Annotated in this window: 11 protein-coding genes; 3 read left to right on the top strand and 8 right to left on the bottom strand. The window is 53.2% G+C overall.

Features of this window, described 5'->3' with window-relative positions; translation table 11 throughout:
• Positions 1 to 27 precede the first annotated feature (27 nt).
• A complete protein-coding gene (locus tag IX84_RS12880; protein WP_044221229.1) occupies positions 28 to 7,512 on the top strand; it encodes a T9SS C-terminal target domain-containing protein in 7,485 nt (2,494 codons plus the stop codon).
• Positions 7,513 to 7,791: 279 nt separating this feature from the next.
• Here IX84_RS12880 and IX84_RS12870 read toward each other — a convergent pair whose 3' ends face one another.
• Entirely contained in the window at positions 7,792 to 8,292 is a 501-nt protein-coding gene (locus tag IX84_RS12870) for a DUF1761 domain-containing protein (RefSeq protein ID WP_044221223.1), read from the bottom strand.
• Positions 8,293 to 8,425: 133 nt separating this feature from the next.
• Between IX84_RS12870 and IX84_RS12865 the strand changes: the two genes are divergently transcribed.
• A complete protein-coding gene (locus IX84_RS12865; protein WP_044221220.1) occupies positions 8,426 to 8,782 on the top strand; it encodes a nuclear transport factor 2 family protein in 357 nt (118 codons plus the stop codon).
• A 198-nt stretch (positions 8,783 to 8,980) separates the two neighbouring features.
• Here IX84_RS12865 and IX84_RS12860 read toward each other — a convergent pair whose 3' ends face one another.
• Complete coding sequence (locus tag IX84_RS12860; protein ID WP_238578275.1) at positions 8,981 to 9,892, bottom strand: DMT family transporter; 912 nt, start codon at positions 9,890 to 9,892, stop codon at positions 8,981 to 8,983.
• Between the two features lie 94 nt (positions 9,893 to 9,986).
• Here IX84_RS12860 and IX84_RS12855 point away from each other — a divergent pair, with 94 nt between their 5' ends.
• Positions 9,987 to 10,481 (top strand): YkgJ family cysteine cluster protein, encoded by a 495-nt coding sequence (locus tag IX84_RS12855; protein ID WP_044221596.1) that lies wholly within the window; start codon positions 9,987 to 9,989, stop codon positions 10,479 to 10,481.
• A gap of 39 nt (positions 10,482 to 10,520) precedes the next feature.
• On the opposite strand, the gene IX84_RS12850 is transcribed toward IX84_RS12855, so the two are convergent.
• The 6 genes from IX84_RS12850 to IX84_RS12825 form a co-directional block, all read right to left on the bottom strand.
• Positions 10,521 to 11,699 carry an outer membrane protein assembly factor BamB family protein gene (locus IX84_RS12850; protein WP_044221217.1) on the bottom strand — a complete coding sequence of 393 codons (1,179 nt, stop codon included), beginning with the start codon at positions 11,697 to 11,699 and terminating at the stop codon, positions 10,521 to 10,523.
• 22 nt (positions 11,700 to 11,721) lie between these two features.
• Positions 11,722 to 13,164, bottom strand: a complete 1,443-nt coding sequence (locus tag IX84_RS12845) for a hypothetical protein (RefSeq protein ID WP_044221214.1) — start codon at positions 13,162 to 13,164, stop codon at positions 11,722 to 11,724.
• Between the two features lie 2 nt (positions 13,165 to 13,166).
• Entirely contained in the window at positions 13,167 to 14,045 is an 879-nt protein-coding gene (locus tag IX84_RS12840; protein ID WP_152605035.1) for a hypothetical protein, read from the bottom strand.
• Between the two features lie 211 nt (positions 14,046 to 14,256).
• Positions 14,257 to 14,451, bottom strand: a complete 195-nt coding sequence (locus IX84_RS34590) for a helix-turn-helix domain-containing protein (RefSeq protein WP_044221207.1) — start codon at positions 14,449 to 14,451, stop codon at positions 14,257 to 14,259.
• 204 nt (positions 14,452 to 14,655) lie between these two features.
• A complete protein-coding gene (locus tag IX84_RS12830) occupies positions 14,656 to 15,252 on the bottom strand; it encodes a hypothetical protein (RefSeq protein WP_044221204.1) in 597 nt (198 codons plus the stop codon).
• A 17-nt stretch (positions 15,253 to 15,269) separates the two neighbouring features.
• Positions 15,270 to 15,871: transposase (locus tag IX84_RS12825; protein WP_044221201.1), on the bottom strand; the 602-nt coding region annotated here is incomplete at its 5' end.

The following is a 15,871-nucleotide window of genomic DNA, read 5'->3' as shown; positions in this document are numbered from 1 at the left end:
TGCTTCCATAATCTCAACAAACATCCCATGAAAAAGAGCTTTCTCTTGTGGGCGATATTTCTCAGTCCCTGCCTGAATTTAACAGCGCAAAACCTTTTTTCCTGCCATGATGCAATAGTCGAAGTTTCCCTCACCGGTGATAGCTGCCAAGCCCAGGGAGTCTTAAATATTTTTAGCGTCTTAGAAGGCGACATCGCGACCCTGGCGAACAACCCGGAAATCTATCAAATAGAGATCGTCAATGACGAGAACCCTTCCAATGGGGAAATTATTGATGGGTTAGGAACGTTCATTTATGAGGTAGCTTGCCTTGACCCCAACATTTGCGGAGACTTCCCAGGGTGCTGGGCCTTTATAACTGCCGTTCCTTCCACCCCGGATATTGTATCCAATGCGGCCTTGATCTGCCCCTCAGCTAACCAGGGCAACAATACCCCAGGCGGCACTCAAGACTGCGAAATTGTCTGTGCGGGCAGCACCGTCAGTTATACGCTTTCCGACAGCTCTTTTACCCTCGTAGCCGCTCAAGTCAGCGGCAGTAGCGACTTCACCATTTTTGACAATCGTGTGGAGGTAACCTGGGAAGAGGCCGGGTTTGGGAGCCTTTCATTAATCGTCGACAGCCCGTGCGGAACAGAGCAGCAAGTTTTTACTTGTACCGAAGTATTAGAAGACCCAATCGCCGATTTCAAAACCCTGCCCGAAGCCAGTGGCGACACCCTTTTTGTCTGTCAGGGGCAATCCATACAGTTCCTCAACAACAGCCAGGCCGCCGAATCCTTCTTTTGGTCCTTTGGCGATGGGAACACCTCTGCCGGAGTGCAGCCCAGCCATCGGTACGACCTGCCGGGCACCTACACCGCTACCCTGTCGGCATTCAACGAGTGCGAATGCGTGGATGAGGACCGCCTGACCGTCGTAGTGGAAGAAGGGGAAGTGCCCATCGTAGACTGTGTGGGCACGCTCTGCGCCGGGCAAATTGGCACCTACGAGGCGGCAACCGATTGCAGCACTTACACCTGGAATATCATCGGCAACGGGACCATCATCGACGGTGGCGGCCCGCAGGATGACTTTATCAGCGTGGAATGGAACGAAGGGCCGGCAGGCACCGTGCAACTGGAAGTGAGCGACTGCCCCGATCCTGGCAGCTGCACCAGTGTCTTTGATGCCCAGGTCCCCATTCTGGATGACACCATTGCCATCAGCGGCGCAACCAATGTATGCCGGGCAGCAACCAGCGTATACAGCATCGCTCCTTACGAAGGCACCACGATGACATGGTCTGCCAGCGCTCTTGGCACCATCCTGGAAGGGCAAGGCACCAACGAAATCGTAGTGGAATGGGCCAATTTCCTGTCCAATCAGCCACAGTGGGTCGCCGTGGAGCTCGACAATTGCTACCTGGGCTGCGTGGCTGCTGATACCCTTCCGGTACGCATCACCCCCGGGCTTTTAATAGAAGCACCTTTGGAAGCTTGTGCCGGCGATACTATAGCCATTGATGCCCTGAGCATCCCCAGCGGCAGCCCCGCCCCTTCAACCTGGGTGCTCCAAAATGCCACCGGCGATACTGTTTCGGTTAACAACAGCGTTACCGGGACCTGGTCGCTCCCCCTCGACTTTACAGATGGGATCTACGAGGTGACCGCCACGCCCGAAACCGGAAGCGGGTACTGCCTGATGCAAGCCTCCGCCGTACTCAGAGTGCTGCCGGCCGTGCCAGCAATTGAGGCTATACAAGGCGCCCGGCAGATTTGCCCGGGGCGGGTTTACACTTACGAGGCAGAATCCGACCTGAACAGTGCCCGCTTTTTCTGGACCATCAACGATGGGGGGACCCTTTCCACCCGAACCGGCAACCCGGTCAATGTAAGCTTTGGCCCTACCCCACCGTACGAAATCAGCGTGCGGCAGGAAAGCGTACTAGGCTGCTCTTCTCCCGACACGCTTATTGCTTTGGATACCCTCCCGGAGCTTCAAATCAGCGGGCCGGACGAAACCTGCAATCAGGAAATCACCTCTTACAGCGTAGCGGATATCGAAGGGCTGGACTACAACTGGAGCATCAGCCCTGCCGGTGCCGGCACCATTATCAATGAAAATGGCAGTGCCGATATTATTGTCAGCTGGCACTACACCGGCTTTGCCACCCTGACGATGGAAGCCTGTGATCAGATCGCCCTCCTGCAAGTAGCCGTCTATGGCTTGCCGGAGCCGGTGGTGGACCACCCGGATGTGCTCTGCCCGGAAGAAACGGCTATGGTTCAAACCACAGCCCCTTTCGACAGCTACCTTTGGCTGGATGAAACAGGCAACATCGTTTCCCTGGACAACACCCCTGACCTTGGCCCCGGTTTTTACCGCACCGTAGTGACCGACTTTAACGGCTGTGCGGAAGACACCCTCTTTCTCATCCGCGGCTATGAAGCGCCGGAAGTCAGCATTTCCACCCCTGACCCCAATGGATTTTGCAACCTGCCGCCTTCCACCCGGCTTTACGCCACTGATACTGAAGCCGGATATACTTTTCAGTGGCTGCAGGACGGCAACCCCGTAGGAACCAACAGCGCGCAGTACACCGCGACCGACTTCGGGGCTTATCAGGTGAGTGTGACCGATCAGAACGGGTGTACAGACTTGTCCAATACCATTTCCGTACTCGGTTGCTCGGGCATTGGCGGCGGCATTTTTCCAAACAGCCCGGGCTGTGCCGGCACCATTGACCTTCAGCAAATGAGCAATGGCGACTGCAACGACCGCAGCTACGAAGCCATCGTGTCTGCCAATTATATCCCAGGCACTGCTGTATGGAATTTTGACGACCCCGGCAGCGGCCCGGGGAATATCTCCTTTGGCACCCTGCAGACCAGCCACGTGTTTTCCAGCCCCGGCTACTACCGGGTGTTTTTTGTTGGAGAATTTACGGACCCCTCCACCGGGCAGGCGACCACCTGCTCTTTCTACCGGCCGGACACGGTCTATGCGGTCGCCCATTTCAATGCCGACACCGTTTGTGCAGGCGGGCCTACGACATTCATTGACCTGTCCCGTTTTATCGACGGGGCAACGATCGACAGCTGGGCGTGGGACTTTGGCGACCCTGCCAGCCCGAACAACACTTCCAACCTGCCTGCCCCCCAACACTTGTATACCGCTCCGGGCGTATACACCGCCAGCCTGACCATCACGAGCAACGGCTGCACCTCTACCTTCAGCCGGTCGGTCACTGTCAAGGGCCTGCCCGAGGTAGCTTTCCCGCAGCCCGCCGTAAGTTGTGCCGACGAAGCCGTACAATTTGAAGCCGATGCCGGGCCTGATGTCACAGAACTTTTCTGGAGCTTCGGCGACCCGGCCAGCGCAGAAGCCAACGAAGCCGAAGGGACTATCGCCTACCACCGCTTTGAAAATCCAGGCACCTACACGGTCTCTCTGACGGCCATCGGGCGCTTTGGCTGCGACAGCACTTACGTAGCAACGGTGACCATTCTGCCCAATACCCTGAGCGGTATGATTAGCTCGAATGGCACTCAATTTTGTGCGGGGGATACGGCCGTACTTACAGCACCTCCGGGCGGCGTCTCCTGGGCGTGGAGCAATGGCCAGGCCGGGGACAGCCTGTTTGTTACCCGAACCGGTATCTACGATGTTACCGTTACCAATTCAAATGGCTGCACTTATACAACTGACCCGGTCGAACTGGCTTTCCGCCCTGCCCCCGAAGACACCATCCGGGCGGCGATCTACAACGAACTGGGCCAACTTCTAGGCTATGAATACGACACCCTGGAAGTTTGCGAGGGCACCGATGTCTTCCTGGAAACCCTGGCGAATCCTGACTACTCCTACACCTGGTCGAACGGTACCGGTGCGGTCGCCATAGAGTTCTCCGATGAACGGGGCAACTTGCTTACCGCCGGCACTTATACCTTTGACGTGACGGTAACCGAAACGGCTTCCGGTTGCATCAACATGGAAGGCCCCTTCACCGTGATTGTCAATCCGGTACCGGAAGTACAGATCAGTCAATCGCCCGGTGGTTTTGTGTGCGAAGGTACCTTGGTCACTTTCTCAGTAGACAGCCCTGCCCCTTCTCTCTCCTACCGCTGGAGCAATGGCGTTACCGGTCCCGTCATGCAAACCGATCAGCCCGGGCGCTACACCGTGACGGCCACTAACGGTTTCGGATGCGAAAGCGAAAGCAACACCCTGGAGATTGAGCCCGGCCCGGATATTTCACTGGTGCCCAATGGCTGTTACAGCCGCTGCCGCCCGGACACCCTTTGCCTGCCCGAAATCCCCGGCATCAGCACCTATCAGTGGGTATTTGAAGGCCTGCCGCTGGGAGCACCTTCCTCCACCGTCCCCGAGCTCATCGCCACCGAAAGCGGCAGTTACTGGCTGGATATGGTTGCCGAGAATGGCTGCGCTCTGTCCTCGGAACCCTTACAACTGGAACTCTTCGACGGATTAAGTCAGCTGGAAGGGCAGGTGTACATCGATGTCAACGATAATGGCATCATTGACGCAGCAGATACGCTCTACAGCGGGGCCGTCATTGACCTGTTGCAAAACAACAGCCTGCTGAACAGCCTTACAGCAATTGCCCCCAATGGTTACACCTTCCCCAATCTCCCGGCGGGCGACTATCAGCTACAGCTGGATACTACGCAGCTGCCACAGGAATTGGTGCCGGTTTACACCGAAATCGACACCACCACCTTTGGCTGTTTCCTTGCCTTCCCGGCCGACTGGCTGCTACAGGTGAATTGCACGCCTGACACCACCAACTTTAGCTTTTCGGGCTGTGACTCGGTAGTTTACGAAGGGGTAACCTATGTACAGGATACCATTCTGGAAAGTGCGCTGAGTAGTTTCTGGGGCTGTGACAGCCTGGTGCAGGTTTCTATTGACATACTACAACCCACAGCTGCCACCCTGCAGGCCAGCGCTTGCGAGAATGAAGCTTTCGATTATCAGGGCACGCTTATCCCGGCCGGTACACAGCAGGATTTTATACTTACAAATGTTGCAGGTTGTGATTCCATATTGACGGTGGTGGTGGCGACGCTGTTGCCTACGGATTCCACACTTACCCTCGCCGCTTGTGAGGGGGAAAATGTGGACTATCTGGGTACGCCGGTGCCGGCGGGAACACAACAGGACTTCATCTTTCCCAATGCCAATGGATGCGACTCCATAGTTACTGTGGTTGTTGAAACCCTACTGCCCACCGATTCTACGATCAATCTTGCCGCTTGCCAGGGCCAAAGCGCTGACTACCTCGGCACGCCGGTACCCGCAGGGACGCAGCAGGAATTCACCTTCACCAATGCCAATGGATGCGACTCTGTGGTCACGGTGGTTGTAGAAACCCTCCTACCCTCCGATTCTACGATCAATCTCGCGGCTTGTCAGGGCGAAAGCGCAGACTACCTCGGTACGCCTGTACCCGCAGGGACGCAGCAAGACTTCACCTTCACCAATATTAATGGGTGCGACTCCGTGGTCACCGTGGTCGTTGAAACCCTGTTGCCTACTGATTCCACAATCAATCTCGCGGCTTGCCAGGGCCAAAGCGCAGACTACCTCGGTACGCCTGTACCCGCAGGGACGCAGCAAGACTTCACCTTCACCAATATTAATGGGTGCGACTCCGTGGTCACCGTGGTCGTTGAAACCCTGTTGCCTACTGATTCCACAATCAATCTCGCGGCTTGCCAGGGCGAAAGTGCGGACTATCTTGGCACACCCGTGCCCGCTGGGACACAGCAAGACTTCACCTTCACCAATATTAATGGGTGCGACTCCGTGGTCACCGTGATCGTCGAAACCCTGTTGCCCACCGATTCCACGATCAATCTCGCCGCTTGCCAGGGCCAAAGCGCAGACTACCTCGGTACACCTGTACCCGCAGGGACGCAGCAAGACTTCACCTTCACCAATATTAATGGGTGCGACTCCGTGGTCACCGTGATCGTCGAAACCCTGTTGCCCACCGATTCCACAATCAATCTCGCTGCTTGCCAGGGCCAAAGCGCAGACTACCTCGGTACACCTGTACCCGCAGGGACGCAGCAAGACTTCACCTTCACCAATACCAATGGATGCGACTCCGTGGTCACCGTGATCGTCGAAACCCTGTTGCCCACCGACTCCACACTCAATCTTGCGGCTTGTCAGGGCGAAAGTGCAGACTACATCGGCACGCCTGTACCCGCAGGAACGCAACAGGAATTCACCTTCACCAATGCTAATGGATGCGACTCCGTGGTCACGGTGGTTGTAGAAACCCTGACACCCACCGATTCAACCTTGCAGGTGCAAGCCTGTTCAGGCACTAACTACTTGTACGAAGGCACAGCCATTCCGGCGGGCGAGTCTGCCAACTTCACCTTTATCAATGCCAATGGATGTGACTCCGTGGTTACAGTGGAAGTAGAGGCGGTGGAAGCTTTGGAGACCAACATCGCCCTCTCCGCTTGTGCAGGAGCAAGTGTTGATTATAACGGCACCGAGCTTCAGACCGGGCAGGATACGGTCTTTACCTTCCAAAGTGCAGCAGGCTGTGACTCCCTCGTGTTTGTGGAAGTGGGAACAGCTGACCCCAGCTTCACCACCATCAATCTCGAAGCCTGTACCGGAACGACCATTGATTTTGAAGGGCAATCCCTCAGCCCGGGCGATTCCCTGCAGCTGGAACTGACCAATAGCGAAGGGTGCGATTCTGTTGTGCTGGTGCGGGTGGAAGAACTATCTGCTCCCATGCCGATAGCAACCACAGCGCCCAGTTGCCCGGAAGGCAGTACAGGGGCATTGGTAGTTCAGGATAGCTCCCAGCAACCACTGACCTTCACCCTGCAAGGTTTCCCTACGCAGAGCGCCCCGGCATTCAGCAACCTGAGCGCTGGCGATTACAGCCTGACTGTTACCAACACCAGCAATGGTTGTACGGCTACGCTCATGGCGACCGTTGAAGCACTGCCGCCCCTACAGGCCGAACTTGACATTCAGCCCGGCGATTGCGAAACACCATCGACTACAGTAGATGCCGTGGTGCTCTCCGGCACAGAATCAGAGCTTTCCTACAACTGGAGCAATGGAGAAAGCGGCCCGATGGCGCAGTTCGATACTGCCGGTACTTACCAACTGACCCTCAGCAACGCCTGTGAGGTGCTGACGCTGAACTTCAACGTCACCGCTCCACGGGTGGACGAAGCGGCTTTCCTTTACCTGCCCACCGCATTCTCCCCCAATGAGGATGGCAATAACGATACCTTCCGGGCTTACCCGGCACCGGGCCTGGAGTGGCAGTCCTTCAACCTGATGGTTTTTGACCGCTGGGGCAATCAGCTGTTTGAAAGTACCGATCCGGCACTGGGATGGGATGGGGCGTTCAAAGGCACGCTGATGAATACCGGCCTGTATGTCTACCACCTGAAGGGGCAGGTCTTTTACTGTGGGCAGGAACTGGAGGTAGAGCGTGAAGGTGGGGTGATGTTGGTGCGGTAGTTGGGACGGAAGCACACGGGATAAATCACGCAAAGGGCGCGGAGGAAGGGTACGCAAAGACCACAGAGCGAAAGACCGCACAGGCAAACTTTGCGATCTTTGCGTGACACTTCGCGAACTTTGCGTGCCCCCCTTTGCGCGCTCTGCGTGAACCGCCCGCCACACAATTAGCCACTCCGCCAACCTCTGCGAACTTTGCGTGACACTTCGCGGGCTCTGCGTGAACCCAATCCATATCTAAGCTGACGAGCTTTGCGGACAATTGCGCCCGGTGAAAAATTACTGCCACCCGCTAATGACAGCGCCCATGAGCATAAGCGTCAGGGCCCAGTAGCCGGCGTGGATCCAGATGTACTTCCAGGGGCGGCGCTCAAATTGTGCGATGATGGCAATAATGGGCAAAGCAAAGGTAATCCCGGTCATCAGGCCATGGAAGGCACCGTGCTTGAAAGTGCGGAAGTTATCCCCGTAGTTGGTCATAAAGTCCCCGATGTACCGCATGATGTCCGAACCCTCCTCCCCGAAGCCCGGTTCATTAACCAGGATGGAGTACAGGTGTCCCTGATGCACGACCAAGAAACTTAAGGTAAGAGAGGCCAGCAGCCCAAAAACGTAAGTCAGCCCGAAGATGACCAGCATATTGCCGGTCTGTACTTGTTCTTCTGTGACGCCACTCGCCTGCATCCAGGCTTTGCCCAGTACTTTGGGGTTGTACCAAATCGCGCCAATAACCAGCGGTATGAGCGCACTTACGGCGATTGCAATCCAGTTTATTTCCATGGTGATAAGGTTTTAGTTACCCTAAAGTAAGCAAAAGGAAAAAATCCCTTCATTTTTTTTGAAAAAAGCCGGCCTCTTGCGAACTATTTCAGCGTGCAAACATTTAATGTTTAAACATCAAAATTAATCAATTATGACTTACAAGGAAAAAGCACAGGATATTTACAACATGCTCGGACAGGGCAAATTAATGGACGCTTTTGAGAAGTACTACGCAGAGGGCGTCATCATGGAAGAGCCAACGGGCAAGCGTACCGGCAAGGCTGCCTGCCGTGAATACGAGGAGCAGTTCCTCAACAACGTACAGGAGTTTCACGACCTGCAGGTACACAGCCTGACCTCAGATGAAGAAAACGGGATCACGACTGTTGAAAACATGATGGAAGTGACCTTCAAGGATGGCAACCGCGTTCAGATGGAGCAGGTGGCTGTGCAGAAATGGGAAGGTGACCAGATCGTGCACGAGCGTTTTTACTATAACGCTGGGTAGATTTTTTCTTAAGCTATACCGACGACGAAGTGGTTTGGAGTTACTGACGCTATCGGTCAGCACAGGTCCAAACCTGCTTCGTGTCGGCATTTACTGACCGAAGCGGTTTGGACCTTGCCCAAACTGCTTCGGTCATGTATAGACGCAAAGGTAATGTTTAGGGTGGCTGCCTGCTGTAGATTGTGGGCAGCCATTTTTTTATTGCTTCACCAAATAAACCCCACTCAAAATCAGCCCCATACCCAAAAAATGAATCACAGAAATCACCTCTCCGTCCAGAAAGCCCCAGGATACCGCCACCATAGGCACCAGGTAGCTGATCATGGAGGCAAATACCGGAGTGGTACGCTTGATCAGCTGGAAGAAAATCAGAGAGGCGAGCACGGTACCCATGATGCTGAGTAGTGCAACATAGCCTAACGCTTCCCAGGCACCGGCGGTGCTTTCCAGCTTGGGCAGCACATCCGTCTGAAACAGGTAGGCAAAAGCCGGTATGCCCACAATGGTAAAAGAAGTGGCACTAATGATGAGCGACTTCATCTCCTTCAGGTACTTCGCAATGGTATTGGAATTGATAGCGTAGCAGATGCAGCCGACGATTACCAGCAGCCCGTACCAGGGGTTGCCCTCCATGCCCGCCTCCCGGCTGAACAGGATGAGCGTAGCCGCTCCTGCCAGTCCGATGAGTACCCCCAACAGCTTAAGCCAGCGCGCCTTTGCCCCGAATAGCAGCACACCCAGTACCAACGTAAACAAAGGCACCAAAGAGTTGAGCACGCCCGCCATGGAACTGCTGATCTCTGTCTGAGCAATCGCGAACATAAAGGCCGGGATAGCCGTACCCGTCAGTCCCACAATGACCAGAAATGGCCAGCGCGACCAGTCCACTTTCCGGAACTGATACAGCAGGAAGGGCAGAAAGCACAGGGCCGAGATCGCCAGGCGCAGGCAGGCTACCTCCGTGCTGGAGTAGACCACCAGCCCCTTTTTGATGAGGATATAAGAACTGCCCCAAATCAGGCTCAGGGTAACGAGGATAACCCAGCTCATCAGGTCCGGCTGGCTGTCCTGTTCAACTTCTGCTTTGGGCGGAGTGGATGTTGCGTTCAAAATTTACGATCTTTGTTTTCTGATGCAGACCACTAAAAAACCAGAGCAAGGATCAAAAGTTGTAACGATGGAGGAGGAACCGCTCAAGGAAGACATGCCTACCCGCCTGCAGCACCTCAAACAGCGGGCGAAAAGCGATAAGCGGGCGAATAAAAAGTATTTCCAAAAGCTCAAAAAAAAGCCGCCCCGGCAGTTGGACGCCACCGTTGCCCAGCTGCACGATGAGGTGTTTGAAGAGACCGACTGCCTGCAATGCGCCAACTGCTGCAAGTCGGCCAGCCCCATATTCCGCGACCGCGATATTGAGCGCATCGCCAGCCATTTGAAAATGCGCCCTGCCGAATTCGTAGACCAATACCTGCACCTGGATGACGAAGGCGACTACGTCCTCAACGAAACGCCCTGCCCCTTCCTCGGCAGCGACAACTACTGCTCCATTTATGAGTACCGCCCCAAGGCCTGCGCCGAGTACCCGCACACCAACCACAAGGGCTTCCACCAGATTCTGGATTTGACGCTGAAGAATACGACGATCTGCCCCGCAGCTTATGAGGTGGTAAAGCGGTTGCGGGAGGTGCTGCCGGGATAACACGTTTTTCGGAAAAACAGGCGACCCTGCCCGCCCAAGCTATCTACGATTGTTTCTGGGGACCTGGAGCCTGCGCAGCTGAGTTGGCAAAGCGGTTAGAGGCACCGCCTGCCAATCACGGCCATCATTGAGCACAGCCACACCATGCCCAAAGTAGGCCACCCGGCGAAGTTTTCGACCGGTGCCCTGAAAAGTGTATCGACCTAACAATTGCCCATTATGCCGGTCAATTTCATAAAGTACCTGATCAGATCCACCAATCAGGTAAGTGGCCTCAGGGGTATGGAAAACCCGGCTCGGCGTACCGGCTATGGGCGATGACCACTGCAACTTCCCGGTGGAGGCAGCAATCGCGTACAATTTTTCATCTTCACAGGCCAGAAAAAGATTTTCACCATGCAAGGTCAGGCGTGAAGTGAGCAACCCATGGGGCAGGGTTACCCTCCATACTATTTTCTCATTTGCCAAATCAAAGGAGACGACATCCTGGCTGGCTACCCACCAGGAATACTTTCCCGCTACAACCGGTGGCAAACCAGGTCCTCGGCCTTGTTCATTATCCGGATAAATGGTATGGCGCACTGCCGCAGCTGGCTGTCCTCGCTTCCAAAGCAACAGATAGCTTTCGGTAAGACCCCGGGGCTCATAATCGATCACCGGGCTGACCAAGCCGCTATCACGCCCGTCAAAAAAAGGCACCGGCGACCGCATAAGGCAGCGGGAAGCCTTACTTACCGGGCTCACGAGCAGCAGGCTATCCCTGCCGGAATCCAGGTCAAAGCGTATCCACTCAAAGGCGGTGTCAGTCGGTGCAGCATAAGAACGGTATACGAATTGACCATCCCCGAATACGTGAGAGTCCCCTGGCCTGCTGCGCCGGCTTTGCCAAAGTATTTCCCCGGTTTTGGGTGACAGGCAAATCAGTTCCCGCCCGACCGGAAGTACCAGGTAGCGCTCGTCCAGGTAGGGCTGAAAGTTGTAGTAGACCTGCTTGAATAGCGTATCAGAAAGCGACCAGGCTTCCTCACCGCTGCGCAAATCAATCGCCTTAATGCAGGGCCCCGAATCGCAACTTGACGACAGGATGAGCAACTGCTCCCAATTCAAAGGGTAAAACTCAAAATGACCGGAACAGGGGACCACCCAGCTTTCCTGCAAGGCGGAGGAACAGCCTGACAAGCTTATCAGCAATTCCCAAACTACAATCAGGTAGCGCATAGGTTAGATATCCAATCAAACATTATTGTTTAGGCACAGCAAAAGCAGGCCCTGCTGTTCCGTCGAAAAGTTCTTGTAAAGCATGATTCAGTGTCCCCTCAGAAGACTGGCCGGACAGGGCCGTTTCCTGAAAGTGGTTGTGCTCTTCCAAATGATAAACGTGCGCTGCGCCGTCCAGCATTTGCTCAGATTTGAGTAGCAGCCCATCGTTTTCTTCCGGCAGGTAGACCGTAACGGTTTGCGTAGGCGGATCGTCCATGCAATCCTCTACACAATTGCCAAAAACGGATAAGCCCGGAAAGCCGGTAAATTGCTCCTGACAGTACTGTATGCACAGCGCCTGAGAGGCTTCCGGTAGCAGGGGGACCTCTTCAGTACCTACTTCTACAGTGCCATACTCTATCAGCCCAAACTGCCATTCGGAAGCCAGCAATTGATGAGACAGCTCGCAGCGCAGTATCCGCGCCAGCTCCTGATCGGCCTCCCGTTGTGCCTCAATATCTTCAATGATAGCGCTTCGTTCCACCACTATCCAGTCTCCAAATGCGGAAAGCACCGTACCCGGAGAGGGGGTTTCACCTCCGGCAATATCTCCTACAATCTCACCAAAAGCACTCAGCGCTCTGCCGAAGAAACCACTCACAGTACTGATCAGCCCCAGTATTTCCAGGTCTGTCTCATAGTCTTTTCTTGCCCTCTCCATGGCCTCTGCGGCACAGCTTGTGATAGGGGTACTCCACGGATTATTCGATGTTCGGGAGTCCATAAGGCTCATTAATGACAGCTCCTCCACACTGCCCCACAGTATGGCAAATGGAATTTCAGGGGGTGGTGGGTTATCATTTAAATAATTTATCTGCGAGCTGCCGTTCGCCATTTGGTTGAATGCATCAATACTAGTAGTGGAGAGGGCATTGATCCAGGTTTCAAAAATACCTAAAGCATTGCAGTCATCGCAATTTTGCATGGCCTGGACAGATTGAGCATTTTCAAGTATCAATTGGGCAGAAGTATTGTCACCGGGGTTTTCGCGGTATGTAGCCAGCTTAATTGCCGAAGAGCCCTGATTGGGCACCCCGTCAAGAATCATGGCAGACAAGCTATTGTCCCGGTTGACCAATTCCCGCAATACCAGACCACCGAAATCGTGCGCAATGCCGAGTACATTACTCCTATTGTCTAGCATGGGCTCCATCTGTATAGCAGCGGTAGGGCTTGTCGGTATATCAAAGTCCCTGACGCCTAAACTTAAGTCATATTCCTGGCTACCGGCTGAATTTGTGGAAACCAGGTCTACAAAATCGTAATTGTAAAAGTCGCGCATGGCGTTTGGGGTACCTCGCCATCCCTTGGATGTCGTGGTCGTTGCACCATCCAGCCAAATCGTATTGCGCTGCCCCATCGCCCAACCCGGAAAGAGTAGCAGCGTTAAGGCAAAAGTATTGAGTAGTTTGTTGTTCTTCATGATTATAGATTTTTCTCCAATTCAAAATTGCGAAATTGGGCGGTCTTCCAAACGCCCATGCGTACGCCATTCCGGGGGGCATCGTAGAAAGTCACAAAACGGTGAGCGGTAAGCACAGCCGGCTCCCCCGGCTCGAAGACGTATTCAGACAAGGTCTCTAATTGTCCTTCCGCATCATAATGTGCCCGTGCGCGAATGCGCTGCTGTACTTTGTCTAGATAAAAGACTGTCCGGCGGGCATCCTCAAACTCGTGGACCAGCTCGACAATATTGTTATCCTGACTATTGACGGATACCTCGAAACCTGCCTCGTCAAACCCCTCTATCATATAGTCAAATTCCTCTCCCGAGAGCATGGTGCCCTCGGATAACTCATCCGCTATGCGTTGGAAATACATAGCGGTCTCAGCCCCCTGAAAGCAATGGCTTATGATCTCGTCCTCAGCGTTGAATGATGTGCTCGCCCCTCCCTCAATTACTATGCGCTGCGGTTGGTACTTTTTTGGCATAACCGGGCCGCCAATGCGAGGTTCAGGGTAGCTGGGCATGCCCTCCAGGTCCATCCGCTGAATCTCTCCGTCTATAGTGCCATCTCTGTTTATAAACTGCTTTACACGGCTGCCTTCCACAATGGGAGAAGCCAGTGCCCGCTCGCCCGGGCTGAGCAATTCGGCATCGTCCGGGTTTTCAGGGATAAGAAAGGTAGAAACAATTACATCATAGCTTATTGCTATCGCGGCTGACTCAGGCAGCTCTGTACCTGTTTTTTTGCTGTCAGCTCCACCACTAAGGTGATCCTTTTGACAGCTTACTGCAATGCCAAGCAGAAAGGCGAGCACCAGCAGATGAGCTGTTCTCCTGCTATATTTTGAAAAATACATATATCCAAAGGTATGGTTAAATGCCGTACACAACTGTTAGAGAGGCACGCCTACGGTTCAATATTGCTTGGGCGTTAAATTGCCATGTAGCCTCTAAATCATTTAGGAATAAATTACGAAAATTCATTACACAAATATAAAAAGATAGCTTGGGACAGTTTGGGACAGTTTGGGACAGGTTAAAGTCTATCGATCTCCGCACAACTCTGCTCTAGGCAGGTTTCCTGAGAGGAGGAGGTCCAAGCACTTCATAAATCCGCTTTAAGTCTTCATGTTTAACCAAACCTGGTGCCAGCACTATACCCGCCTTATTCAGCCACCTGTACAAGGTCTTTCGGCTAATACCGTACTCTTCTGCAATTTGCTTTCTCGTCTTGGGTGGAAATCCGGTGGGTTCTGGCTTCATAAATACAGGTCTTTAAGCGTCTTCACCCTTAAATATAAAACAAAAATCTGTTTTCCAAAGCATTACATCACCGCTAGTGACCATAACTCACCCTTTGAAAGGAAGGCGGCTACGTCCTCATTGGACCACCTCATTATTGATAATAAGGCTACATCTGACAGCCAGTAACTGCATCTAAGCAGGTGCATATACCAGTAGGAAGCTTTACTCACAAGCTATCGGCTCTTTTTGCTTTAGCATTTCCGATAGGGTGTCTCCCTGCACAACCTCTGAGTCGATCGCTAAGTCTTTGACGAATTGGAGCAAATCCACCTTTGTCTGCCTGCACAGCTCATTGGTGCGGAGCATAATGGCTATTGACTTAGCGATTAGGTTTGGTGGCAGGTTGCCCTTTTGTATTTCTTGCTGTAGCAACCGCTTGATTTTCCTATCAAAGAAAATTGTTACATCTGACTGAGCAATGTGAATGAATGTGATGGTGATTGCACGCTGCATACAGGAATCTGGTGCTGGCTGTTTTACATTTATTTGAGGGAAGCCCTCTTTAGAAGCATACTCCATGATTTCAAAGAAATTATTCCTGAAAATCTCATGACGCTTTGCTTTGTCCGACAAGTAATTGGCATCTGATTTGTCGTAATTCACATGGGCCTGATCGTTGCTTAACATTTGGCAATAATTGGGCGGCTGGAGTTCTGCCATATTGCAACGACATAGGAGTAACAGCGAAAAAGCAGCAATACAATTCATCTTAGCAACCTTCATCATGCGCATTTCCTTTACAGCGTTGTAAAATTTCATTGCCGTACACTTTTATTTTACGGGAAGTTCTTTGAAAATTGGAAAGAAAGATTTAAAGCATGCCTGACATAAAATCGGACAGCCCTCAGTCCAATCTGAAACACGGACAAGCTATCGATTCGGTCTTTACGGCAGAATTTACCCAACTGGGCTGAGGTTCGGGCATCAAACTCGAACAAGATACAGATGATGAAAGCCAGGCTAGCCACGATCAAGAGATTGAACAAGGTTTGAGGCTCTTCAATCCTGGTTTTATGAATGTGGAATCCGCGAGATTTGATATCGCCGAAAAAGGTTTCAATGTGATACCTCTTTCGGTAATATGTTTCGGCTTGTGGGCCATATTCCAAGCTGGTCAACAGATACAAAGGTCGGTCATATCGGGTCCGGTCATGCCAGAACAAGACATTGACTGGCCCAAACCCTTGCTTAGTCACATACATTTGGGGCAGGAACAAGCTTTTTTGACCGATACTTGCGGCCAAATGGCCAAAAGCCGAAGCATTCTCCATGTCCGGATGATCGGCTACCAAAGTATCCTTCGCCGTTTTTAGCACGTACTCCCAACCGTGAGCCAAACAAGACTGTTGCAACTCGCAGCCGTCGAATTCGGCATCTC

Origin of the sequence: Phaeodactylibacter xiamenensis (assembly GCF_000759025.1) — a bacterium.
GTDB classification, from domain to species: Bacteria; Bacteroidota; Bacteroidia; order Chitinophagales; family Saprospiraceae; genus Phaeodactylibacter; species Phaeodactylibacter xiamenensis.
Note: the sequence above shows the minus strand (reverse complement) of the source record. Positions and strands in the feature narration are given on the sequence as shown.

Coding starts and splice junctions, on each gene's coding strand:
- IX84_RS12880 (WP_044221229.1), top strand. CDS start 28: ATGAAAAAGAGCTTTCTCTTGTGGGCGATATTTCTCAGTCCCTGCCTG.
- IX84_RS12855 (WP_044221596.1), top strand. CDS start 9,987: ATGCCTACCCGCCTGCAGCACCTCAAACAGCGGGCGAAAAGCGATAAG.
- IX84_RS12865 (WP_044221220.1), top strand. CDS start 8,426: ATGACTTACAAGGAAAAAGCACAGGATATTTACAACATGCTCGGACAG.
- IX84_RS12845 (WP_044221214.1), bottom strand. CDS start 13,164: ATGAAGAACAACAAACTACTCAATACTTTTGCCTTAACGCTGCTACTC.
- IX84_RS34590 (WP_044221207.1), bottom strand. CDS start 14,451: ATGAAGCCAGAACCCACCGGATTTCCACCCAAGACGAGAAAGCAAATT.
- IX84_RS12840 (WP_152605035.1), bottom strand. CDS start 14,045: ATGTATTTTTCAAAATATAGCAGGAGAACAGCTCATCTGCTGGTGCTC.
- IX84_RS12870 (WP_044221223.1), bottom strand. CDS start 8,292: ATGGAAATAAACTGGATTGCAATCGCCGTAAGTGCGCTCATACCGCTG.
- IX84_RS12850 (WP_044221217.1), bottom strand. CDS start 11,699: ATGCGCTACCTGATTGTAGTTTGGGAATTGCTGATAAGCTTGTCAGGC.
- IX84_RS12830 (WP_044221204.1), bottom strand. CDS start 15,252: ATGAAATTTTACAACGCTGTAAAGGAAATGCGCATGATGAAGGTTGCT.